Origin of the sequence: Rubrobacter tropicus, assembly GCF_011492945.1 — a bacterium.
GTDB classification, from domain to species: Bacteria; Actinomycetota; Rubrobacteria; order Rubrobacterales; family Rubrobacteraceae; genus Rubrobacter_D; species Rubrobacter_D tropicus.
Window position 1 is genome coordinate 3,050,650 of the sequence record NZ_CP045119.1, and the last position, 22,722, is coordinate 3,073,371.

18 protein-coding genes are annotated in these 22,722 nt (G+C 68.4%); 2 read left to right on the top strand and 16 right to left on the bottom strand.

Going from position 1 to position 22,722, the window contains the following annotated elements; all coding sequences use genetic code 11:
* Positions 1 to 254: 254 nt before the first annotated feature.
* Positions 255 to 1,856 (bottom strand): phosphoenolpyruvate carboxykinase (ATP), encoded by a 1,602-nt coding sequence (gene pckA, locus GBA63_RS15400; RefSeq protein ID WP_166177466.1) that lies wholly within the window; start codon positions 1,854 to 1,856, stop codon positions 255 to 257.
* Positions 1,857 to 2,041: 185 nt separating this feature from the next.
* Between pckA and GBA63_RS15405 the strand changes: the two genes are divergently transcribed.
* Together GBA63_RS15405 and GBA63_RS15410 are read left to right on the top strand one after the other, a co-directional pair.
* Positions 2,042 to 3,907: a transketolase gene (locus GBA63_RS15405; protein WP_228282133.1), complete on the top strand. Its 1,866-nt coding sequence runs from the start codon at positions 2,042 to 2,044 to the stop codon at positions 3,905 to 3,907.
* 229 nt (positions 3,908 to 4,136) lie between these two features.
* Positions 4,137 to 7,058, top strand: a complete 2,922-nt coding sequence (locus GBA63_RS15410) for an ATP-binding protein (protein WP_166177468.1) — start codon at positions 4,137 to 4,139, stop codon at positions 7,056 to 7,058.
* 45 nt (positions 7,059 to 7,103) lie between these two features.
* Here GBA63_RS15410 and GBA63_RS15415 read toward each other — a convergent pair whose 3' ends face one another.
* From GBA63_RS15415 to GBA63_RS15485, 15 genes are all read right to left on the bottom strand, one after another.
* On the bottom strand, positions 7,104 to 7,484 hold the full coding sequence (locus GBA63_RS15415) for a hypothetical protein (protein ID WP_166177470.1): 381 nt from the start codon (positions 7,482 to 7,484) through the stop codon (positions 7,104 to 7,106).
* Between the two features lie 179 nt (positions 7,485 to 7,663).
* Positions 7,664 to 9,127 carry a dihydrolipoyl dehydrogenase family protein gene (locus GBA63_RS15420; protein WP_166177472.1) on the bottom strand — a complete coding sequence of 488 codons (1,464 nt, stop codon included), beginning with the start codon at positions 9,125 to 9,127 and terminating at the stop codon, positions 7,664 to 7,666.
* On the bottom strand, positions 9,124 to 10,503 hold the full coding sequence (locus GBA63_RS15425) for a cytochrome P450 (RefSeq protein WP_166177474.1): 1,380 nt from the start codon (positions 10,501 to 10,503) through the stop codon (positions 9,124 to 9,126). The genes GBA63_RS15420 and GBA63_RS15425 overlap by 4 nt, the downstream gene beginning before the upstream one ends.
* Positions 10,500 to 11,795 carry a hypothetical protein gene (locus GBA63_RS15430; RefSeq protein WP_166177476.1) on the bottom strand — a complete coding sequence of 432 codons (1,296 nt, stop codon included), beginning with the start codon at positions 11,793 to 11,795 and terminating at the stop codon, positions 10,500 to 10,502. The genes GBA63_RS15425 and GBA63_RS15430 overlap by 4 nt, the downstream gene beginning before the upstream one ends.
* Positions 11,792 to 13,033 carry a hypothetical protein gene (locus GBA63_RS15435; protein WP_166177478.1) on the bottom strand — a complete coding sequence of 414 codons (1,242 nt, stop codon included), beginning with the start codon at positions 13,031 to 13,033 and terminating at the stop codon, positions 11,792 to 11,794. The genes GBA63_RS15430 and GBA63_RS15435 overlap by 4 nt, the downstream gene beginning before the upstream one ends.
* Entirely contained in the window at positions 13,030 to 14,301 is a 1,272-nt protein-coding gene (locus GBA63_RS15440; protein ID WP_166177480.1) for a hypothetical protein, read from the bottom strand. Before GBA63_RS15440 ends, GBA63_RS15435 begins: the two co-directional genes overlap by 4 nt.
* A 291-nt stretch (positions 14,302 to 14,592) precedes the next feature.
* A complete protein-coding gene (locus GBA63_RS15445) occupies positions 14,593 to 16,017 on the bottom strand; it encodes a phytoene desaturase family protein (RefSeq protein ID WP_228282134.1) in 1,425 nt (474 codons plus the stop codon).
* Between the two features lie 46 nt (positions 16,018 to 16,063).
* A complete protein-coding gene (locus GBA63_RS15450; RefSeq protein ID WP_166177484.1) occupies positions 16,064 to 16,837 on the bottom strand; it encodes a DUF1990 family protein in 774 nt (257 codons plus the stop codon).
* Entirely contained in the window at positions 16,834 to 17,583 is a 750-nt protein-coding gene (locus GBA63_RS15455) for a hypothetical protein (protein ID WP_166177486.1), read from the bottom strand. The genes GBA63_RS15450 and GBA63_RS15455 overlap by 4 nt, the downstream gene beginning before the upstream one ends.
* A 68-nt stretch (positions 17,584 to 17,651) precedes the next feature.
* Positions 17,652 to 18,008 carry an STAS domain-containing protein gene (locus GBA63_RS15460; RefSeq protein WP_166177487.1) on the bottom strand — a complete coding sequence of 119 codons (357 nt, stop codon included), beginning with the start codon at positions 18,006 to 18,008 and terminating at the stop codon, positions 17,652 to 17,654.
* A gap of 83 nt (positions 18,009 to 18,091) precedes the next feature.
* A complete protein-coding gene (locus GBA63_RS15465; RefSeq protein WP_166177488.1) occupies positions 18,092 to 18,484 on the bottom strand; it encodes an STAS domain-containing protein in 393 nt (130 codons plus the stop codon).
* Entirely contained in the window at positions 18,465 to 18,944 is a 480-nt protein-coding gene (locus GBA63_RS15470) for an ATP-binding protein (protein WP_166177489.1), read from the bottom strand. The genes GBA63_RS15465 and GBA63_RS15470 overlap by 20 nt, the downstream gene beginning before the upstream one ends.
* Complete coding sequence (locus tag GBA63_RS15475) at positions 18,941 to 20,110, bottom strand: PP2C family protein-serine/threonine phosphatase (protein ID WP_166177490.1); 1,170 nt, start codon at positions 20,108 to 20,110, stop codon at positions 18,941 to 18,943. The genes GBA63_RS15470 and GBA63_RS15475 overlap by 4 nt, the downstream gene beginning before the upstream one ends.
* 93 nt (positions 20,111 to 20,203) lie before the next feature.
* A complete protein-coding gene (locus GBA63_RS15480; RefSeq protein ID WP_166177491.1) occupies positions 20,204 to 21,427 on the bottom strand; it encodes a hypothetical protein in 1,224 nt (407 codons plus the stop codon).
* Positions 21,424 to 22,713: a hypothetical protein gene (locus tag GBA63_RS15485; RefSeq protein ID WP_166177492.1), complete on the bottom strand. Its 1,290-nt coding sequence runs from the start codon at positions 22,711 to 22,713 to the stop codon at positions 21,424 to 21,426. The genes GBA63_RS15480 and GBA63_RS15485 overlap by 4 nt, the downstream gene beginning before the upstream one ends.
* Between the last annotated feature and the right edge of the window lie 9 nt (positions 22,714 to 22,722).

Consider the following 22,722-nt stretch of genomic DNA (forward strand, 5'->3'; position numbering starts at 1 on the left):
TCTCAGGTTTTCAGGTAATCGCTGAAGCCTGAAACCTGAAGCCTTTACAATCGGGATCCGCCTTTCCGCAAGCCGCTGTAGGGGTGGGTCACGAAGCCCCGGGCAAGCCTCACCCCCCACCCCTAAAAGCCTTGGAACCGCAAAACCTTCCGAACTTCCAGGTTCATCTCTTATGCAAGCCGCTCTAAGGCCCGGAGACGACTAGCTAAAAGCTGAGAGCGAAGGCGAAGCCGGAGCGCGCTGATAGCTGACAGCTACAACTGCGGCCCGGCGTTTCTGACCTCGTCGGTGACGCTTCCCTCGAACTTGGTGAAGTTCTCGCGGAACAGGTCGGCGAGCTTCTTGGCCTGCTCGTCGTAGGCGTCTTTGTCCGGCCAGGTGCCCCTGGGGTCGAGGACCTCCGTTGGGACGCCGGGCACTTCCACGGGGACGTTCAGGCCGAAGACGGAGTGCTGCCTCGTTTCGGCGCCGTCGAGGCGGCCTTCGATCACGGCCCGGACCATCTCGCGGGTCGCCGACAGGTCTATGCGTTCCCCCACCCCGTAGGCCCCGCCGGACCAGCCGGTGTTTATGAGGTAGCAGCGGGCGCCGTGCTCCCTGAGGCGCTCGGAGAGCATGGTCGCGTAGGTGGTGGCGGGAAGCGGCAGGAAGGGCGCCCCGAAGCACGCCGAGAAGGTCGCCTCGACCTCCGAGTCCATGTCGGCCTCGGTGCCCGCCAGCTTCGCCGTGTAACCGGAGAGGAAGTAGTAGGCGGCCTGCTCGGGGGAGAGGGCGCTTATCGGGGGGAGCACGCCGAAGGCGTCGGCGGTGAGGAACAGGACGGCCTTGGGGTGGGCGCCCTTGCCGTCAGGGACGGCGCCTTCTATGTACTCCAGGGGGTAGGCGACGCGGGTGTTCTCCGTTATCGAGGCGTCCGTGAAGTCGACGGCCCGCGTCCTGCGGTCCATGGCCACGTTCTCTAGCACGGCGCCGAAGCGGATGGCGCCCCAGATCTGGGGCTCCTTCTCGGGGGAGAGGTCTATGGTCTTGGCGTAGCAGCCGCCCTCGAAGTTGAAGACGCCCGAGTCGGACCAGCCGTGCTCGTCGTCCCCGATCAGGCGCCGCTCCGGGTCGGCGGACAGGGTGGTCTTGCCCGTCCCGGAGAGGCCGAAGAACAGGGCCACGTCGTCTTCTTCGCCCACGTTGGCCGAGCAGTGCATCGGCATCACGTTGTGTTCGGTCGGCAGCACGAAGTTCAGGGCGGTAAAGATGCTCTTCTTGATCTCCCCGGCGTAGCGCGTCCCGCACACGAGGACGACGCGACGGGAGAAGTCCAGCCCGACGAAGGTCTCGGACTCCGTGCCGTCCTCCTCGGGCTCCATGAGGAGGCCCGGCATCGAGATGACGGTCCACTCCGGCTCGAAGCGGTCGAGCTCGCCTTTGTCGGGCCGGCGGAAGAGCTGCCTCGCAAAAAGCGCCTGCCAGGCGTGCTCGGTGACCACCTGCACGTTCAGGGAGTAGCGTTCGTCGGCGCCCGCGTGGGCGTCAACCACGAACACCTCCTCGAGGTTCTCGACGTACCCCGCCGCCTTCTCCAGGAGCCTCCCGAACGCCTCGGAGGAGAACGGCTTGTTTACCGCCCCCCAGTCCACGGCGTCGCGGGTGAGGTCGTCCTCGACTATGAAGCGGTCCTTGGGAGAACGGCCCGTGCGTTTGCCCGTGCGGACGACGAGGGCGCCGGAGGGCTCGCATATCATGCCCTCACGCCTCCTCACGGACGCCTCCACGAGGCGGGCGGGCGGCAGGTTCTCGTGGACCGCGCCGAGGTTCTCCACGCCGAAACGTTCCAGCGACTCCTTGCGTACCGCCAGATCCATATCTTCCCCTTCGCAAGCTCCGATTCAGCGCGGCGAACGGGCGCCGCGACGCACGCCGGATTCTAACAAAGCCCCCTTTCCCGCGCCGCCGCAGAAGGTGCAGTCAACGGACCGTTTTCGTGAGCGGGGGCCGGGGTAGGTATGATGTGATCGTCTACAGGAAGATTCTTTCCGGGAGGTAAGTGGTGACGCAGCAGATAGATCAGAGGACAGCCGGCTCGGAGGAATGGCGCGCGCTGGCCCAGCAGTTGCGCGCTGACAGCATCCGTTCGAGCACCGGCGCGGGCTCGGGCCACCCGACCTCGTCGATGTCGGCGGCCGACCTCATGAGCGTGCTGATGAGCAAGTACCTGCGCTACGATTTCGATGAACCGGAGAACCCGGGCAACGACCACCTGATCTTCTCCAAGGGCCACGCCTCCCCCCTCCTCTACTCCATGTACAAGGCCGCCGGCGCCATCACGGACGAGGAACTCATGACCTTTCGCGAGTTCGGCAGCCGCCTCCAGGGCCACCCGACCCCCGTTCTCCCCTGGGTGGACGTGGCAACCGGCTCCCTGGGCCAGGGCCTCCCCATTGGCATCGGCGTGGCGCTCGCCGGCAAGTACCTCGACGAGGAGCCCTACCGCGTGTGGGTACTCTGTGGCGACTCGGAGATGGCGGAGGGCTCGATGTGGGAGGCCTTCCAGCACGCCTCCTTCTACAAGCTGGACAACCTCGTCGCCATCCTCGACATGAACCGCCTCGGCCAGACCCGCGAGACCATGGACGGCTGGAACGGCGACCATTACGCCAGCCGCGCCCGCGCCTTCGGCTGGCACGCCATCGAAGTCGACGGCCACGACCCCGAGGCCATAGACAACGCCTACTCCGAAGCCCTCGGCAACGACGGCCCGACCCTCATCGTCGCGAAGACGAAGAAGGGCTACGGCGTCTCCTTTCTCGAGGACGTCGACGGCATGCACGGCAAGCCGGTAACGCCGGACCGGGAAGAGGCGGCCCTCGAAGAGCTCGGCGGCACCAACGACCTGCGCGTCGACGTCCACAAGCCCGATGGCACGGCCTCCACGGGCGGCGGCTCGACCGGCGAGGCCGATCTTCCGACGTGGGAACTCGGCGACGAGGAGGCGACCCGGGGCGCCTACGGGGCCGCCCTCAAGGCCGTCGGCGGGGCCAGGGACGACGTGGTGGCCCTCGACGGCGAAGTCAGCAACTCCACCCACTCGCAGGAGTTCGCAGAGGAGTACCCGGAAAGGTACTTCGAGATGTTCATAGCCGAGCAGCAGATGGTCGCCGCGGCGGTAGGGATGAGCGTTCGCCGCTACGTGCCCTTCGCCTCCTCCTTCGCGGCCTTCTTCTCCCGGGCCTACGACTTTATCCGGATGGCCGCCATAAGCGGCGCCGACCTCAGGCTCTCGGGCTCCCACGCCGGCGTCTCCATCGGCGAGGACGGTCCTTCGCAGATGGCCCTCGAAGACATAGCCATGATGCGGGCCGTCCACGGCTCGACCGTCCTGCAGCCCTCCGACGCGAACCAGACGGCGAAGCTCGTCGCCCAGATGGCCGACACCAGCGGCATAAGCTTCATGCGGACCCTCCGCCCGAAGACGCCCGTGATCTACTCAGCCGAGGAGGACTTCCCGATCGGCGGCAGCAAGACGATCGCCTCATCCGATGACGACGAGGTCACGATCATAGGCTCCGGCATCACCGTCCACGAGGCGATAAAGGCCGCGGACGCCCTGGCGGGCGAGAACATCTCCGTGCGCATCGTCGACTGCTACTCCATAAAGCCGATAGACGCAGCAGGAATCCAGGCCGCCGTCCGCGCGACGGGCAACAGGGTCGTCGTGGCCGAGGACCACTGGCCCGAGGGCGGCGTCGGCGAGGCCGTCCTCTCGGCCCTGGCCGAAGACGGCGGCGAGCCCGTCGAGTTCAGGCACCTGGCCGTCACCAAGATGCCCGGCTCGGGCAAGTCCGAGGAGCTTCTGAGTTCTCACGGCATCGACGCCGAGCACATAGCCCGGGCGGTGCGCGAACTGGTGGGGTAGCTTTCAGCTTTTAGCTGTCAGTGGTCAGCCTTTGGGGAGGGGCCCGGTGAGATCCACCGGGCCCCTTTCCTGATCCTGGCAAAGCGTGTCCTCTCTCTACAACGTCGTGGCGTTACGAGGTTCTTGAACTTGCCTGCGCCGTTGCGTTGACTCCCGGGCGGCAGCATAATGCCGCGAGGACAGGCGGCTGAAAGCTGAAGGCTGAGAGCTGACAGCTCCAGGAGTTGCAATGGCCCGGACGACGATTACGTTGCTCGGCGCGCCGCGCGTGGAGCACGATGGTTTGCCGGTCGAGGTGGACACGCGCAAGGCGACGGCGCTCGTGGCCTACCTGGCCGTCTCGGGGCGACGCCACACGCGCGACGCGCTGGCGGGCCTGCTCTGGCCCGAGTACAACCAGGCCCGCTCCCGCGCCGCCCTGCGCCGGACCCTATCATCGCTGAAAGGCGCCAGGTCGGAGGGCTGGCTGCTCGTGGACAGGGAGGGCGTGGACCTCGCTCGCGACGGCATCCTGGTGGACGTGGACCGCTTCCGCGGTCTGCTGTCCGGGTGCCGGGACCACGGCCACCCGGATTCGGAAGTCTGCCCGGAATGCCTGCCGTTGTTGGGGGAGGCGGTGGCGCTGCACCGGGACGACTTCATGGCCGGTTTCGGCCTGCGTGATAGCGTGGCCTTCGACGACTGGCAATTCTTCCAGGCCGAGAGCCTGCGGCGCGAGCTGGCCGGCGCGCTGGAGAGGCTCGCGCGCGGTCTCGCGGCCAGGGAGGAGTGGGAGTCGGCCATCTCCCACGCCAGGCGCTGGCTGGCCCTGGATCCCCTCCACGAACCGGCGCACCGGCTGCTTCTCGAGCTCTATGCGTGGTCGGGCCAGCGGGCCGCGGCCCTGCGACAGTACAGGGAATGCGTGAAAGTTCTCGGCAAAGAGTTGGGCGTCGCGCCGCTCGAAGAGACCACCCTGCTCTACCGGGCAGTTCAGGAGAACGATTTGCCGGCACCGCCGGTCCTTTCAGAGCCGGGCCGGGCAAGCTCGCGGGAGAAGCAGGCTCCGTCCCCCGTCGAGATTAAGGCCGCCGCCTCCCCCCCGGATAACCCGCTCGTCGGCCGAGACCGGGAGTGGGACGCGTTGATCCGATCTTACGGGGAGATCGAGCGGGGGGGCCGGCTCGTGATGCTCGAAGGGGAAGCCGGCATCGGCAAGACCCGGCTCTCCGGGGAATTCACGGCCCACGTCGAAGGAGAGGGCGCGTCCGTCGTCGCGGCGCGTTGCTACCCGGGAGAGACGAACTTCGCCTACGGGCCGTTCGTGGAAGCCCTCTGCGCCGCGCTCGGACGGGAGGGTACGGGGCGATTGAAAGGTCTGGCGGAGGGGCCGTTGGGCGAGGCGGCGCGTCTGATGCCGGACCTTGCCGGGCTGCTGCCGGAGGCGCGGCCCCTTCCGCCGCTCGACACGCCGGGGGCCAGGAGCCGCTTCTACGAGGGGGTGATCCAGGTACTGCTCGCGGTACTCGGCGGCCCTTCCCCTGGCGTCCTGTTTCTCGACGACGTGCACTGGGCCGACGAGGCCTCCCTCGGCCTGCTCACCTACCTGGTGCGCCGGCTCGAAGACAGGCCGCTCCTCGTGCTCGTAACCTGGCGCCCGGAGGAGGTACCCGAACATCACCTGCGCGGGCTTCTCGCCGAAGCGAGGAGGTCGGGCGTGGGGACGACCCTGACCCTTGGGAGGCTGGACCCCGCCTCCGTCCGGGAGCTCGTCGCGCGCAGGCTGGGGGACGCCGCGGAAGACATGGGACAGTTGGTGTCGCGCCTCGGCGGGGAGACAGAGGGCCTGCCGCTCTTCCTGGCCGAGTACCTGACGAGCGTGGCGGAGGGCGAGCTGCGCGCAGGCGACGCTGCTTGGGCGATGCCGGGCGGGGTTCAGGACCTGCTCGAGGGCCGCCTGAGGACGGTCGGCGAGACGGCCGCGCAGGTGCTCGCCGCGGCCGCCGTCGTCGGGCGGTCGTTCGACTTCGACACGGTGCGGGAGGCGAGCGGGCGGGGCGAAGAAGAGACCCTCGCGTCCCTCGAAGAGCTGGTATCGCGGGGCCTGATCCGGGAAAAAAGAGACGCCCCCTCCGACGGCCCGACCTACGACTTCGACCACGACAAGCTCAGGACGCTGGTCTACGAGGGGACCGGCCTGGCCCGCAGGCGCCTCCTCCACCGCCGCGCCGCCGCGGCGCTGGCCGGGCCAGCCAAAAGACGTGAACCCGGACCCCTCGCAGACCAGATAGCCCGCCACCACCGGCTCGCCGGCCAGGACGCCGAAGCGGCCGCGTACCACAGGCTCGCGGGAGACCACGCGCGCGGCCTGTACGCCAACGGCGAGGCACTGGCCCACTACGAGGAGGCGCTCGCCCTCGGCTACCCCGACGCGGCCGCGTTGCACGAGGTCGTGGGAGACCTCAGGACCCGTCGCGGCGAATACGGCGCGGCGCTCGAAGCCTACGAGCTTGCCGCGGCGTCCAGCGAGACCGGGGACACGGCCGGTCTGGAGCACAAGATCGGCGCCGTCCACGCCCGGAGGGGGGACCGGGATCTCGCCCGCAGCCACTACGAATCCGCCCTGGAATCCCTCACGAAAGCGGACACCGGAACCCCGGGCAAGCTCGCCCGGCTCTACGCCGACCTGAGCCTGCTCTCCCACCAGCAGGACGAGCCGGAGAGGGCAACGAGGTTCGCCCACCAGGCGCTCGAGCTGGCCCAAGAAGCCGGGGACGCGCGGGCCCGCGCCCAGGCCCACAACATGCTCGGCATCCTGGCCGGCGACGGGGAAGCGGCCCTCCGGCACCTCGGGGAGAGCCTGGACCTCGCGGAGGCGCTCGGTGACCCGGAGTCCGAGGTGGCGGCCCTCAACAACCTGGCCCTCGCCCTGGGAGCCAGGGGGGAGATCGGGGAGGCGTTAGAGACGGCCGGGACCGCCCTGGAGCTGTGCGTCAGGCTCGGGGACAGGCACAGAGAGGCGGCGCTCCGCAACAACCTCGCCGACCTGCTACACGCTGCGGGCCGCGAAGAAGAGTCCATGGCGCAACTCAAACAGGCCGTCGAGATCTTCGTCGAGGTCGGCGAAGGAGACGGGCTGCAGCCCGAGATCTGGAAGCTCGTCGAATGGTAGCGGACCAGCCATCGGCTTTTTTGCTCTTGCTGAGGGCTGACCGCTCTAAAACCCGTGATCGGAGTTAAAGACCTGGTGCTCGCGCGTCACGGCGGCGGCCCCGTTGGTAGACCTGGCCCGGGTACCGGCGGCTTCGGGGCGGAGGGGCTCGAACTCGGCCAGGACGTAGCGGGCGCGGGCGTCGCCATACTCGATTACCGTGGGACCGCCGGGGCGGGCCCCGGCGAAGAGCCCGACCATGCCGACGAAGAGAAGCGTCAGGGCGAGCAGGATCACACCGGACCCGACGGCCTGGTAACCGGTATGGGCCGCCTCGCCCAGCCCGGGGACGTAGATCGTCAGGTTCAACAGGTCTGAGAACGTCATGAACATCCCGCCAACGACGGCCGCCAACCCCGCCCACCGCATCGTCCCCAGACCCTTCATCCTCTCTCTCTTCCCTGATCGCCGTCTGCACCCCCACCCTACCCCGCAACCGCTACGAGCCCGTTACGAAAGGCGTTACGCAGGCGCCGGCGCACGTATCTTTTCCTTATCCCGTCAACGAACAGGGCCAGATAAACCGAAAAGCCAAGAGCTGAAAGCTGACGGCTGATAGCTGACAGCTATCCCGCGCTGTGCTCCCACTCCGCCGCGCCCGGATGTCCGAAGTCTCGGCCTTCTGGCGAGGCATGGTCGAGTTCGCGGACGATCCGGCGGGCGGCGAGGCCGACTATGGACGTGAAGGTCGGGTAGGCGAGCTCCAGGTCGGCGAGCTGCTCGACCGGCATGCCGGCGCGCATCGCCGCCGCCGCGAGCTGGACGACCTCGACGGCCTGCTCCCCCACGATGTGCGCGCCGAGGACCCGGCGCGTGGAGCGGGAGACGACGAGCTTGCAGGAGCCTTCCGGGAGGCCGTCGATGACGCCCCGGTCGAGGTCCGCGTAGGGCACGACCGCGACGGCGCAGCCCGCCTCTCCGAACTCCTCGCGAGCCCGGTCCTCTGTTAGCCCAACGCCGGCGTACTCCGGGTCGGTGAAACCGCCGTGCGGCACTATGGCGTGCCTGTAACCGCGGTCGGAGCCGAGGGCCGCGTTCTCGGCGGCCAGCGCCCCCTCGTACGTTGCGCTCTGGACCAGCATCATGCGTCCCGTGACGTCCCCGGCCGCGAAGACGTGCGGGGCGCTCGTCCTGAGCGCGTCGTCAACCGGCACGTAGCCGCGCTCCGCCCGCACGCCCGCGGCGTCCAGGTTCAATGCCTGCACGTTGCCGGGCCAGCCCACGGCGAGCACGACCGCTTCGGTATCCAGTTCACGGCCTTCATCCCCCTGTCGGTAGAAGAGACGAAGGTTCCCGCCCGCTTTCTCGATGCGTTCGATCCCGCCGATGCCGGTCAGGACCTCGATCCCACGCCGCCCGAACGCCTCCGCCACCCCGCGAGATACGGCCTCGTCTTCCCCGCCAAGGATACGCGGCGCGACGTCGAGCAGCCGCACCCGGGCTCCGAACGCCGCGAAGACCGAGGCGAGCTGGCAGCCGGTCGCCGCCGCGCCGACCACGGCCACGGAAGAAGGCAGGCCCTTCATCGTCCAGACGTCGCTGTGGGTCAGGGCGTGCTCGCCACCGGGGAACCCTATCCTGCGCGCGCGGCCGCCGGCGCAGAGGACGAACTTCTCTCCCCGCAGCTCTTGCGCGCCGTCCAGCGCGAGCGTGTGCGGGTCCGAGAACCGGGCCTCGCCCGCGCGTTCGAAGACGCGAACGCCGGCCGACTCCAGGCGGGCCTTGATCTGCTTTTTCTCCTGGACCTCGTAGACGATGCGTTGGGTGCGGTTCAAGAGCCTGGCGAAATCCACGCGCGGCGCTTCGCCGATCAGGCCGTAGTCGGCGAACTGTTCGGCGTCGCGCGCGAGGCGGGCCGCGTGGGCCAGCACGCGGGTAGGCACGCAACCGTCGTTGGTGCAGGTGCCGCCCAGGTTCCCGCGCTCGACCAGGGCCACGGAAGAACCCAGCTCCCTGGCCCGGAGGGCGGCGGTGACGCCCGCCGGGCCACCCCCGATCACGACCACCCCGTAGCCGTCGCCCGGCGTCATGCGGCCTCGACGGTCATCGGCAGGCCGCCCCGCGGCCTGAGCGTGGCGAGCGCCTGGGCCTCGACGGGTCTGCCGGGTATGGGCCGCAGCCGGCAACGCCCGAGGATGGTCGCTAGCACCAGCTGGGCTTCGACGAGGGCCATGCTCTGCCCGATGCACTGGCGCGGTCCGCCGCCGAACGGGAAATAGGCGAAGCGCGGGCGTTTGTCGTGCCGTCCCGGTGCGAAACGCTCGGGGTCGAACTCGTCTGGGCGATCCCAGTAGTCCGGGTGGCGGTGGAGGACGTAGGGGCTGAGCGTCACGAAGGATTTGGCCGGGATACGGTGGCCGAGGATATCGTCTTCGGCGATGGCCTGGCGGTTCGTGATCCAGGCCGGCGGGTAGAGCCTCAGGGTCTCGTCCACCACCATCTTCGTGTACGCGAGTTTCGGCAGATCCTCCAGGGCCGGCACCCTGCGGTCCGCGCCGAGAGCTTCGTACAGCTCGGCGCGCAAGCGCTCTTCTGCTTCGGGGTTCGCCGCGAGCAGGTAGAAGGTCCACGAGAGCGCGTTGGCCGTCGTTTCGTGGCCGGCGAGGAAGAGGGTTATGACCTCGTCGCGCAGCTGCTTGTCGTTCATGGCCTCGCCCGTCTCCTCGTCGCGCGTCCCCATCAGGAGGGCGAGCAGGTCTTCCTCGTCCCCGCCGCCCCGGCGGCGCTCGGCGATGATCGAGTACACGGCCCGGTCCACGGTGCGCAGCGCGGCCCGGAAGCGCCTGTTGCGCGGGGTGGGCACGCGGTGCGGCGGGTAGAAGGGCACCTCGAAGCGGTAGCCCGTGTCCTCGACCAGCGTGCTTATGGCCCGGCCTATGACCTCGGGCTCCTCACCGACGTGGGCGTGGAAGAGGGCGCCGGTCACCACGTCGAGCGTGAGCCGCGCCATCTCCGCCTGAACGTCGAGCGGCTTGCCCGTCCCGAGCGCGGGCCGCCAGCGCTCCAGCATGGCGAGGGTCTCTCCGGTCATCAGCCCGCCGAAAGAGGCCACGCTCTTGCGGTGGAAGACCGGCTGGATGAGGCGCCGCTGCCTGAGCCACAGCGCGCCCTCGCTGGTGAGCAGGCCCTCCCCCACCACCGGCTTGAAAAAGTTCAAGGTAAGTGCGCCTTTGCCGTAGTTGCGGTTGTTCTCCTGCAAGACGCGCCGGACGCCTTCGGGGTGGTTGATCTGGTACCAGGTCAGGTGGGCCGTGCGGTAGCGGGCAACGTCGCCGTAGCGCGTCAGGCTTTGGACAAAGCCGAGCTTGTCGCGCTGGAAGTCGCGCATGCTGCCCAGGATCGGGTTCCCCCGCGGTCCCGGCGTCCGGCCGGCGTATCCCCTGCCGTTGCTGATCGTCGCGCTCATGGTCCTCCAGTCCGAGGGCCCCGGCCCGGCGCCGTCGGGTCGAAGCCCTCTGCTGGCCCGCCCGTTCTCGCCGTGCGTCCGTACTGTGGGCCGCCCTCTCGTGGCGCGAGGGTGGGTTCGCGCAGCCACAGGGAGACGAAGGCGGGCTGCATCGTCTCCCTGACCACCCCGGCGAGGTCGTCGCCCAAAGAGTCGAGGTCGGTCTCTTCGCGCAACCTCGCCGAGAGGGACTCCAGGATTCTCCCGGCGTCGTACTTCTTGCGGTAGAAGGCGCGGTCTATGAGGTTCTGGATGCCCCGGCGCAGGGGGCTGAACATGGCCGCGATGGCGAGCGTCGAGGCCACCACCGCGAGCGACGACTCCTGTCCGGTCGTGGCGCGAAGGGCGTACTGCAGGACGACCACGCCCCCGAAGTACAGCGCGGCCAGCGTCACGGTCAGGACGGCGTAGACGAGGGTGCGGTTGATGATCCTGTCTATGTCGTAGAGCCGGTATCTTAGGACGGCGATGCCCACCGCGACGGGGAGACCCAAGGGCGGGACGGTCCAAAGCAGCGTATCGGGCGGCACGAGCCCCGCGAGGGCGAGCGAGAACCAGAACACGAACAGGAAGACCATCACGGCGACCGCGTAGGCGAACCACTTTATCTGCTGGCGCTCCTCGTCCCTCGATCGGCGAAAACGCACGACCACCGCCGACCCGCCCACCAGGAGCGTCAGCGGCAGCACGAGGTACAGGACCTCCTTGAGTAAGCTCATGATCGGGAGGTCCAACCCAAGCGGGTTGGGCACGAACGCCAGGCGCACGTCGTCCGACGCCGGCGAGAGCCAGACGACGACCGTGAAGTACAGGGCGAAGACGACGGCCCCCCACAGGGCCGGGCGCCAGCGCGGGGACGGCAGCCTCCCGGTGGGGAACAGCAAGAGCAAGAACAAGACGACGATCAGCCACCCCATACCGCGCATCCACCCGCCGAACCACCCGACCCACGCCCCTGCGGGGAGCGTGCCGGGGGCGGTGATCAGGGCGTAGACGGCGTACTCCAGCGCCAGTTCTCCCAGAATCCAGCAAAGGGCCCCGAGGCAGAAGATCCACCCGATGGGGTTCTCGGGCCGGCGCGAGGCCACGAGCGCCCCGACCGAGGAGAACGCGAAGATCACGAGCACCATAAGGCCCGTGTTGCGCGCCGAAGACGGCTCGCTGAGCGAGGCCATAGAGAGCGTGGGCGCCGCGGAAAGCACGGTCAGGGCCCAAAGCCCCCACGCCGTCCGCCCGGCCATACGTCCGCTCATTCCCGAGCCTCTTCGGCGGCGCCGCGCCCCCCGGCCGAGGGTCTCAGCCAGAGGAAGGCGCGCTCGGGCTGCACCGTCTCGCGCACGACCTCGAGCAACTCGGGCGCCAGCCGGTCCAGGTCGGTCTCGTCGCGCAGCACCGCGGAGAACGCCTGGAGGGTCTTCTCAGCGTCGTACTTTTTGCGGTAGAAGCGGCGGTCTATAAAGCTTTGCACCCGCCTACGGAGCGGTCCGAAGAGCGCGGCGATCAGGAGCGTCGAGGCGACGACCGCGAGCTGGTTGCCTTCTCCCGTCAACGGCGAGAGCAGCCTCTGCAACCCCACCACGCTCCCGAAGTAGACGGCCGCCAGGGAAGCGGTAAGGGTCCCGTAGACGAGGGTCCGGTTTATGACGAGGTCTATGTCGTAGAGGCGGTAGCGCAGCACCGCTATCCCGATGGCCGTGGGCAGGCCGATGAGCAGCCATCCGAGCACCAGTCCGCCGACGATACCAGGCAAGAAATCCGCGAACGGGAAGGCAAGAACGGGCGCGGTGGCGAACAAGAACCACTTCATCTGCTGGCGTTCGACACCGCCTGAACGACGTACGCGTACAACCACGGCCGCGACCGCCCCGACACACCCGACGGCGAGGGGAACGCCCAGCGCGCCGATAACGAGCGGCATATCCTCGACGTGGGCCAGGCCCTCGATCCCGATGGGGTTTTCGATTCGGTAGTCGATGTCCTGGCCGGTCAACGTGTCGACGAACATTCCGAGAACGATTATGACCAGGGCTCCGGCGCCCGAGATCACCGCGACCGGCAGCCAGCGGCGGGAGGGCAGGCGCCCGTCGGGGAAGTAGAGGGGCAGGTAGATGAAGGCGAGCATTATGAACAAGAACCAGTACCAGCCGTTTACCCACGCGCCGAAGACGGCGAGCGGGTCGGGCCGACCGGTGGTGGTCATCACGTAGGCCGCGTACGTCTCGAGCGCCGAGGCAGGGACCACCAGCGAGGTCACGCTCAAGATCCAGCCGATAAGGTTTCCGGGCCGCCGGGCGACCAGCAGGGCGCCCACTACCGCGAACATCCCGAACCCGACGATCATGATCGCATCTTCCACCGGGTTTCCGCCGCCCGGGCCGATGCGGCGGTCCAGCCAACGGTTCACGGCGATGCCCGCGACGTAGAGGACGAGCACCATCCCCGCCGCCAGCCGCGCCAGAAGCACCCTTCGTCCTGACGGGGCCGCGCTCACGGCCCGCCCCCCGGCTCCCGCCGCCACAGGCCCGCGTGCTCGGGCTGCATCGTCTCCCTGACCACCGAGACGAGGTCCTCGCTCAAGGCGTCGAGGTCGGTCTCGTCGCGCAGCCTCGCGGAGAACGCCTCGACGGTCCTGGCCGCGTCGTACTTTTTGCGGTAGAACCGGCGATCTATGAAGGCCTGGATGCGCCGCCGCAAGGGGTTGAACATGGCCGCGATCGCCAGCGTGGAGACGACTACCGCCAGCTGAGATCCGCCCCCGGTCAGCACGCGAAAGGCGTACTGCAAGGAGACCACGCCGCCGAGGTAGACGGCCGCCAGGGAAGCGGTTAGCGGACCGTAGACGAGGGCGCGGTTGATAACGAGGTCCATGTCGTAGAGGCGGTACCTGAGGATCGCGACGCCCACGGCCACCGGCAGGCTCACGAACCCGACCATGCTGAGCACGAAGCTGCTCCCATCCAACCACCGCGCGCCGGTCGCGTCCGAGACGGCGGCGGTCAGGACGGCGCCGCCGAGCAAGACCACGGTGACGAAGGCGAACAATTTCATCTGCTGGCGCTCGACCCCTCGCGAGCGGCGGAAGCGCACCACCACGGACGCGACCGACCCGATGCCCGCGACGAGAAAAAGGCCGTTGAGCACGCCGAATATCTTGAGGTCCTCGGCCCTGCCAAGGCCCTCGATCCCTACCGGGTTCTCGATCCCGTAACCGGGAGCCTCGTTTACGGGAATGGTCTCCACGAGCGCGTTCAGGAGGACGTTGCCCGCGGTCGTGACCCCCGCGAGCACGGCGACCGGGAGCCAGCGGCGGGAGAGCAGGCGCCCGTCTGGGAAGAGCATGGGGAGGTAGATCAGGCCCAAAGCGAGCATCAAATACCAGAACCAGTTGAAGGTCCACGCGCCGAGGACGGCGAGCCAGTCGGGCCGTCCGTAGGTGACCATCACGTACGTGGCGTACGCGCCGCCGGCGAGAAAGATCGCCAGCATGAGCGCGACAACGGCCAGGATCCAACCGATAGGGTTCGTCGGCCGCTTCGCCACCAACACGGCGCCGACCACGGCGAAGGCGCCGAACCCGATGTCGAACGCCACGGTCTCCACGTTCTCTGCCGGGTTCTCGCTCCAGAACCCGGCGCTGCTGGTGAGCAGGCCGTACGCGCAGATGCCCGCAACGTACAGGGGAACGGTCAGCCACGCCACCACCCTCGCCAAGGGCGGGGTGCGTCCCGTCTCGGCGGAGGGGTGGGCCTCAGTGCTCATCTCGCCTTCTCGCGCCCTGCGTCCACCGGTTCAAGCATCCACAGCGAGACGTGGGACGGTCGCATCGTCTTCCGCGCGACCTCTGTCAGATCGCCGGACAGATCATCGAAGAAATTCCCGAACAACCCCGAGCCCCCGACGACCGAAGACAAGCCGGTAAGAACGCCGGCGGCGAACGTGGCCGCGGGGTGACCGCCGAGAGCACGGGCAAATGCCGCGGAAGGCCGGCCGCCCGCCGGAGAGCCTGAATCGTCCCGTTTCCCGACTTTCGTCGCGGCCTTCATACTGCCCTTACGTCTTCAGGTAGCGCAGGGCCGAGCGGGCGGCCATGAAGCCGCACAGCCCGTGCACGGCGCCACCCGGCGGTGTCGAGGACGAGCAGATGTAGAGTCCGTTCGCCGGGGTCGAGTAAGGGTTGGCGCGCAACGCCGGCCTTCCGAACAGTTGCCGGACGTCCATGTAGCCGCCGTTTATGTCCCCCCCGACGAGGTTGGCGTTCCACCCTTCGAGGTCGGCCGGGCCCCAGGCGTTGCGGGCAAGGACGCGGTTCCCGAAACCCGGGGCGAAGCGCTCTATCTGGGCCTCTATCCTCTGCGTCATGTCGAAGGTCGAGCCGTTTGGTACGTGGCAGTAGGCCCATGCGGTGTGCTTGCCCTCGGGCGCGCGGGTATCGTCGAAGAGGCTCTGCTGGGCGAGAAGGACGAAAGGCCTCTCGGGGTGCTCACCGTGCGAGACGGCGGCCTCGCCGGCCGAGATGTCCTCAAGCGTCCCGCCGAGGTGGACGGTGCCTGCCCGCAGGCATTCTTCGGCGCTCCACGGGATCGGCCCGTCGAGCGCGAGGTCCACCTTGAAGACGCCCGGGCCGTAGCGGTAGCGCTTGAGGGCATCCCTGTATCTTTCGGTGAAGTGAACGCCCGCGATATCGAGGAGCTGGCGCGGCGTGACGTCGAAGAGGACCGTCCGGGTTCTCGGGACTTCATCCACCGAGCGGACCCTGACGCCGGTGAAGATCTCACCCCCTAAAGACAGCAGGTAGGAGGCGAGGGCGTCGGCTATGCTCTGCGAGCCCCCCTTCGGCAAGGGCCATCCGAAGGCGTGCCCCAAAGTTCCGAGCACGATCCCGAAGAGGGCGCTCGGCCGTTTCTCCATCGGCAGGAACGAATGGGCCGCGTTGCCCGCGAAGAGCCCGCGGGCCCTCTCCCCTCGAAGACAGCCTCCGCGAGCCCCTGGCCGAACCCAGCGAGCGCAACCCGGCGGACGCCAGGGCGAGCGGGTGACGGGGAAGGCTCGTCGATCCGGAGAGCGTGGCCTGTATCCGCCGGGCGTCGTCGGCCAGGGGGTCATCAGGTTCCGGTAGGCCCCGGCGTCGGACCCGAGCGTGGCGGCGGTCATCTCCGTCGAGCGTTCGAGGGTGGCGGCGGTCCCGTCGTCGAAGGGGTGGGCGAGCGGGGCGGGGGGGTGGATCCACTCCAGGCCGTGCTCTTCGAGGGGGAGCGTGGAGAAGAACGGCGAGGCGTAGCCGAGGGGGTGGATGGCCGAGCCGAGGTCGTGGACGAAGCCTGGGAGCGTGATCTCGTCCGAGCGGGTCCCGCCCCCGATCCTGTCCTCGGCCTCGAGCACGGCCACGGAACGGCCGCGCCGGGCGAGCTCCACGGCGGCGGCGAGGCCGTTCGGCCCCGCGCCGACGACGACCGCGTCGTAGGTGCTCCCGCTCATGGCCCACATTCTATCCGTGCCCGGCCTCTCCCCGCCGCCGATCCGTTCACCTCCGCGATCTGGCGCGGCGCCAGCGCAGGGGGGCTGCCATCGTGTAGATCATCGACCGGGCCCCCGCGTTGTGCCAGAGGTTCCGTATCTCCGACCACTGGACCTTCGGGTCGACGCAGGTCTTCTCGAGGCTCACGGGCTCGTTCACGCCGAAGTGGGCCGAGAGCGACTTCAGGACATGTGTCCAGATACGCTCCTGCTCCGTGGCGCCGACCACGCGGAAGCCGATCTCGTAGATTGGATCGTTGGCGCGGGCCAGGGACTGCACCTGGGCCACCGTCGTGCCGTCCTCGTCGGCGTAGGCCGAGAAGGTATTCCAGCCCGACTCGGGGTGGCCTTCCGGGGTCATGACCGTGAAGGACTCGTCGTCGGCGTAGATCACACGCACCCCCGTGTGGACGGGCATGCCGCCGACGGACGCGCTTATAAATAGCACCTCGCCAGGAGCCACACCAGCCATCGAGGGGTAGAACCGGCTGTTGGGCGGCTGGAGCTCGGGGAAGCGCTCCTTCCACACCCGCACGACCTCCTCAGGCGTGGAGGCGACGCCGGCCAGGCGGACCCTGTAGGTCTTCTGCCAGAGCTGGCCGAAGCCCTGCAGCGCGCCGACCTCCCGACGCCCCTGGACGTTCACGTTAGAGGCCCCTTCCGGCACGGCGGAGACCTCCAGCTTGTCGACCCTCTTCGCCCAGAAAGCCGCGTCGCGCGGTTCCGGTGGGGGTTGACGCTCCTGGCCCTGCTCTTCGCTTTGTGGGGTTCGATCGGTCATCGGGTTCCTCCCTTCGTCTGGTCCTGGGTTCTCGGAGTCCTGCTCGTGCCCGTGGCCCGACGCTTTATCCAGCGCAGCGGGGCGGCCGCGGCGTGCAGCGCCGAGATGAGGAGGGCGTTGTGGCGGACGTTCGTGTAGCGCCGCCACTGGCGCTTCGGGTCCACGCAGATTATGCGGGTCTCGACCCGGCCTTCGGCCCCGAAGTGGACCGCTACTCTTCCGAGGGTCCTTTGCCAGGTCGTGTCCTCTAACTTGTGCAATCCCAGGGGCATCATGAGCTCGTAGATCGGATCGTTGGCCCGGATGAGGAGCTGGGCCTGGGCAACCGTCGTGCCGTCCCCGTCGGGGTAGGAGCTGAAGGTGATCCAACCAGAGAAAGGGTGTCCCTCGGGGGTCATGTAGGTGAAAGACTCGGCGTCGGCGTAGAGGACGACGACGCCGCTCAGGCCGCCTAGCAGCGCCACGGCACCCGGCACGAGGCCGCCGTCCGGCACCCGAAAGCCCTCGCCGAAGCCGGAGATCTCCGGGAACCTCTCCTTGAGGGTCTCGACCACCTCGGCCGGCGGGACCGGGACGCCCTCCAGGCGGGTCTTGTAGGTCTTCTGCCACATCTTGCCGAAGCCCTGCAGCGGCCCGACCATCCGGCGGCCCTCGACGTTCGGCGCGGTCCCCGACGTTTCGGGGACCCGGATCGTCTCGCTGTACCGCGCCCAGTGGGCCGCGTCGCGGGGCCGTTGCTCCGTCATCTCGCTCCTCCCTTCGGTCATCGCCGGCTGGTCGGCCTGTCAGCTTTCCCGATTCGCTGACCGGCTTTTCATACGTTCGTGGCTTCGACGGCTTCCTCTTCCGTCTCGTGGATGCCTATGGCGTCGTCGAGGCGTGTGATCTGGAAGATGCTTCTGTAGTGTTCGCTGAGGCCGTAGGTCAGGAGACGCTGCTTCTCGCGGTTGACGCGGATGAGGAGCGTGACCAGGAGGCCTATGCCCGAACTGTTCATGTACTCGAGGCCCTCGAAGTTCAGGATGATCGCGCGGACCCTCCCGTCGCTCGCCTGGTTGTAGGCGTCCATGAGAACACCCTCGGCGAAAGCGGTAAGCTCGCCCTTGATGTCGATGATGCTCGCGTTGTCATCGACCCTGCGAACGTCCATCGTGACCTGTGCCTGGGGCATTTGCTCCTCCCTTCGGTCGTCGCGGCTTTCAGCCATCAGCTTTCAGCCGTCGGCTTTTTCATTGGGTTGGTTACTCTGGACCGTCAGCTTTCGGCTTCCTGGTTCTGGCTGATAGCTGACTGCTGGTGGCTAAAAGCTCCAATCGCGCTCTCTTCGTCAGGGAAGACGCCCATAAAGTCCGAGAGGCGGGTTATGTTGAAGATCTCGACGTAGTGTTCGCTCAGGCCGTATGCCGACAGGGCGCGCTTCGCTGCGCGCGCGCTGGCGAGCAGGCCGACGATCAGGGCGATACCCGTGGAGTTGATGTAGTCCACCTCTTCGAAGTTCAGGAAGATGGCGCCGGGGTTATCCTTCTCGGCTTCCGCGTATGCGGCGTCCAGGGTCTCCTGGGCGAAGCCGTCGATCTCGCCCCGCAGGTCGAGCACGGCCCCCCGGGGTTCCCGGCGCACCTCGGCCTCAAAGTGCTTTACGGCCATCTCTCTCCTCCTCTCGCGCGTTCAGGTGCAGGACCAGCTCCACCGTGTGGTGGCGCTCGTCGCCGGTCACCTTCATCTCGTCGACCATGCTCTTGATGAGGAAGAGCCCCCAACCCCGCGGCGTCTGCGCGCCTTCGAGCTTCGCTCCGAGGTCGGGGGTCTGGGGGTCGAAGGCGGCGGGGCCGGCCCCCTCGTCCGTGATCCTGACGCAGAGCTCGGCGTCGGTGGCCGAGACTTCTATGAGGACGGGGGCCTCTTCCCTGTAGCGGTTGCCGTGCTCCATCGCGTTCATGGTCGCCTCGGCGACGGCTGTCTTGAGCCGCTCCAGGGTCCTGTCCGGCAGGCCGAGCCCCTCGACGGTGCCGGCGACCTCCTCCATCGCCCGGCGCTCGTTGCCGGGCTCGCTCGGCACGCTCAGCTCGGCGAGCGTCCGGCGGGCGCCGTTTCTGGGTGCGGTCACGACTCCTCCGGTCTGTCCAGGGTCACGAGCGTAATGTCGTCTTCCTGCTCCCAGCCCTCGCCGGTAAAGCGTGCAAGCTCCGAAAGAAGGAAGCTTATGAGGGAGGAGCCGCCCGAGCGGTGGGCGCCGACGAGACCCTGCAGGCGCGGGAAGCCAAACATCTCGCGCCGGCGGTCGTGGGCCTCGACGAGCCCGTCGCTGTAGAACAGGACGCTCTCGCCCCTGCCCAGCAACATCTCCTTCTCCTCGTAGCCCATCCCGGGCATCAGGCCGAGCGGCATCCCCCTCGCCCTCAGCTCCTCGGCCCCCTCCCCGCGCCCGGCACGGCGCCTGTAGGGCAGGTCGTGGCCCGCGTTGGCGTAGACGACGCGCCCGGACTCCGGGTCGAGGATCGCGTACAGGCAGGTGACGAACATGTTTGGCGGTATGTCCTGGACCAGCACGTCGTTCACGCGCTGGAGGACCTGCCCGGGGGAGAGCAGTCGCTGGGCGGCGGCGCGGAGCATCGTGCGCGTCGTGGCCATCACCAGTGCCGCCGGGACGCCCTTGTCCGTCACGTCGCCTACGACGAGGCCGAGGCGGCCGTCCTCGAGCGTCAGGAAGTCGTAGAAGTCGCCGCCGACCTCGCGGGCCGGCTGGTAGTAGGCGGCCACCTCGTAGCCGGGGAGTTCCGGCAGGGCTTTTGGCAGCAGGGTCTGTTGGATCAGGCGGGCGACCTTGAGCTCCTGCTCGATGCGCTCGCGCTCTTTTGCCTCCTGCTGCTGCTGGCGGACGAGCTGGGCGACCCTCACAGCGGGGGCTGTCTGGGTCGCGAGATCCGAGAGCAGCTTCCGGTCGTCGGCCGAGTACTCCTGCTGGGAGAGCCGCGGGCCGAGGTTCAGCAGCCCTATTAGCTCCCCCTGGCTCACGAGCGGCACCAGCAGCTTGACGCCGGCCTCCCTCATCTCCGCGAGCGCCGGGGAGTCGAGGTCGAGCTTGTCTACCTCGACCACCCCCGAGACGCCGGCGAGGTAGGCCAGGATCGGGTCGTTCGGCGCGATATCCAGCTCCGGCGCGGCCTGCCGCGGCGCCTCCGCGACGGCGTCCGTCTCCCCGGACGCCCCGCGCCCGTCGCGCCTGAAAAGGTCCCGCCAGAACCCCGTCTTGTTCGTCGTCTGTACCGTCATCTCGCCTCCTTGTCCGGCATCTTAAAGGCCGACCGTCTCCCCACCGTTACGAGAAGCGTTACGGGTCCCCTCCCCCGTGATTTTTTCCGCATCTCACCTCTCCTCTCCCCGGCCCCGGGCCATCGGACGCAGCCACAGGCGGGCGTGCGCCGGTCGCATCGTCTCCTGGACCACCCCGACGAGGTCTTCGCCGAGCCTCTCCAGGTCGGTCTCCTCGCGCAGCCTGGCGCCGAAGCTCTCAAGAGTCTTCCGCGCGTCGTACTTTTTCCGGTAGAACAGGCCGTCTATGAAGGCCTGGATACCCCGCTTCAAGGGGCTGAACAGCGCGGCGATGGCGAGGGTGGAGGCCACGACAACCACCTGCGAGCTTCCCCCGGTCAGCGCGCGAAGCGCGTACTGCAGGGTGGCCACGCTCCCGAAGTAGACCAGCGCCAGCGACGCGGTCAGGGCTCCGTAGACGAGGGTGCGGTTTATAAGGGCGTCCACGTCGTAGAGCCGGTGGCGCAGGATCGCGACCCCGATCGATGCGTAGAGGCAGAGCAGGGGCAGAACCTCGACCACGGCGTCCCACGCACCGGGCGGATCGTAGAAGAACTGGGTGAGATACAGGAGCACGAGCACCACGGCGGCGTAGGCGAACCATTTGATCTGCTGCCGCTCGACCCCGCCCGCGCGCCGGAACCTGAAGATTAGGGAGAGCGCCGCCGCAGGAATGGCGGCGAGGACTACGAGAGCTCCACCGTGGCCGAGGATGGCGATGACTCGCCCGGCGACGCCCCCGACGCCGAGCGGGTTCTCGATCGGCACGAAGCCGCTCCTGCCCGGGATGAAAGGGCCGGCGATCAGGGCCAGGCCCCCGAGCACGAGAACGGTCCACACCAGGAACCTCCACCGCGGCGACGGCGTCCGTCCCGAGGGGAACAGCACCATCAGGAGCGGGGTCAGGATCAGCCACACCATCCACCCGACCCCCGCGACCGCGGTCCCCATCGTCCTGGGAAACGGCAACGCTCCGGGTTGGGCCACCAGCGCGTAGGCCGCGTAGGCCTGCGCGAACAGCAGGAGCGACAGCGCCCACCCGAGCGAGATCCACAACCACCCGTACGGGTTTCTCGGGCGGCGCGTGGCGACGAAACACCCGAGGACGGAGGCCCCGATGACCGCGGCACAGGAGATGACCTGTCCCCGCCAGGAGATCCAACCCGCCGGCAAAGGCGTACTCCAGCCGAGAGACACGAGGGCCATGGCCGATGCCGGCAGGATCAGGGCGAGCCCGAAAGACACCCACGCCAGCCTGCTCAGGGCTCGATCCGTCACCCGTCACCACCTCTTCCCTCACGCCCGTCCGGGGCCGGCGCCAGCCAGAGGGAGACGCGCTCGGGCTGGACCGTCTCCCGTACGACGCCGGCCAGGCCCCCGGCCAGCGCCTCAAGCTCCGTCTCACCCTTCAGCCTCGTCGAAAACGCCTCCAGCGTCTTGGCCGCGTCGTACTTTTTGCGGTAGAAGCGCCTGTCTATGAGAGCCTGGATGCGGCGCCGCAACGGCCCGAAAAGGGCGGCGATGACCAGCGTGGAGGCGACGATGGCGAACTGCGACTCCCCGCCGCCAAGGGCACGAAACAGGTACTGGAGCAAGACCGCGCTGCCGACGTAGACGGTCACAAGCGTGCCCGTCAACGCCGCGTAGACGAGGGTGCGGTTGATGATCAGGTCTATGTCGTAGAGCCGGTACCTGAGGATGGCGATCCCGGCGGCGATGGGTATCGAGGGCACGACGAGCACACCCAGCGTATTGGTGACGGCTTCGAAGGACGGATTCGAGTCGGGTATGCCTTCTATCAGGAACGTCCAGAACAGCGTGATGGCGGCGGCGTAGGCGAACCACTTGATCTGCTGCCGCTCGACCCCGCCCGCGCGCCGGAAGCGGACGAATAGAGAGGCCACAGCGGCCAGCCCGGCGACGAGCATCATCGGAAACGCGACGTATTCTACGAGAACGTCGAGGGCCCGCTCCGGGCCCCCCTCCTCGCCCGTCGGGGGCGTCAGCAACGCCGGGCCCCTCTCGGGCCAGAGAATGACCGCGGCAAGCGCGGCGATCACGGCCACGGAGGCGCCGCCGATCCAACCCGCCCACCACCAGCGGCGCGACGGCGGGCGGCCGTCGGGGAACAGCAGGGGCAGGAACACGAGGACCAGGCCGAGACCAGGGGCCCAGGTCCAGTTGCCGACCCAGGACATCGGCGCCCCGAAGGGAACCGAACCGGGCCGCGTGAGGAGCGCGTAGGTGGCGTACTCGTACCCGAAGTTCGCCAACCCCTGAAAGAGGCCGACGGCGCAGAAGATCCAACCTATAGCGTTCCCGGGCCGGTGCGAGACGATAAGCGCCCCGACGACGGAGAAGGCCGCGGTCAGAACCGCCACGGTGAGTATGCCCTCCTGGACGAGGATCTCGTCCAGGGTGCGCCCGTTGAGGACGGCCAGGATAAGGCTCCCTGAGGCGAAGCCAACGCATAGCAGGCAGACGGACAGGGCCAGCCCCGAGGAGGCGCGTGTACCCGCCCTGCGCCGTCCGCCCCCCACCCGTTCTCCCGGCTGCCGGTCCAAACGCTAGCT

Bases quoted from the DNA above. Each gene is read 5' to 3' on its own strand.
- GBA63_RS15445 (WP_228282134.1), bottom strand. From the start codon at position 16,017: ATGAGCGGGAGCACCTACGACGCGGTCGTCGTCGGCGCGGGGCCGAAC.
- GBA63_RS15450 (WP_166177484.1), bottom strand. From the start codon at position 16,837: ATGACCGATCGAACCCCACAAAGCGAAGAGCAGGGCCAGGAGCGTCAA.
- GBA63_RS15425 (WP_166177474.1), bottom strand. From the start codon at position 10,503: ATGAGCGCGACGATCAGCAACGGCAGGGGATACGCCGGCCGGACGCCG.
- pckA (WP_166177466.1), bottom strand. From the start codon at position 1,856: ATGGATCTGGCGGTACGCAAGGAGTCGCTGGAACGTTTCGGCGTGGAG.
- GBA63_RS15420 (WP_166177472.1), bottom strand. From the start codon at position 9,127: ATGACGCCGGGCGACGGCTACGGGGTGGTCGTGATCGGGGGTGGCCCG.
- GBA63_RS15460 (WP_166177487.1), bottom strand. From the start codon at position 18,008: ATGCCCCAGGCACAGGTCACGATGGACGTTCGCAGGGTCGATGACAAC.
- GBA63_RS15475 (WP_166177490.1), bottom strand. From the start codon at position 20,110: ATGACGGTACAGACGACGAACAAGACGGGGTTCTGGCGGGACCTTTTC.
- GBA63_RS15410 (WP_166177468.1), top strand. From the start codon at position 4,137: ATGGCCCGGACGACGATTACGTTGCTCGGCGCGCCGCGCGTGGAGCAC.
- GBA63_RS15430 (WP_166177476.1), bottom strand. From the start codon at position 11,795: ATGAGCGGACGTATGGCCGGGCGGACGGCGTGGGGGCTTTGGGCCCTG.
- GBA63_RS15465 (WP_166177488.1), bottom strand. From the start codon at position 18,484: ATGGCCGTAAAGCACTTTGAGGCCGAGGTGCGCCGGGAACCCCGGGGG.
- GBA63_RS15455 (WP_166177486.1), bottom strand. From the start codon at position 17,583: ATGACGGAGCAACGGCCCCGCGACGCGGCCCACTGGGCGCGGTACAGC.
- GBA63_RS15440 (WP_166177480.1), bottom strand. From the start codon at position 14,301: ATGAGCACTGAGGCCCACCCCTCCGCCGAGACGGGACGCACCCCGCCC.
- GBA63_RS15415 (WP_166177470.1), bottom strand. From the start codon at position 7,484: ATGAAGGGTCTGGGGACGATGCGGTGGGCGGGGTTGGCGGCCGTCGTT.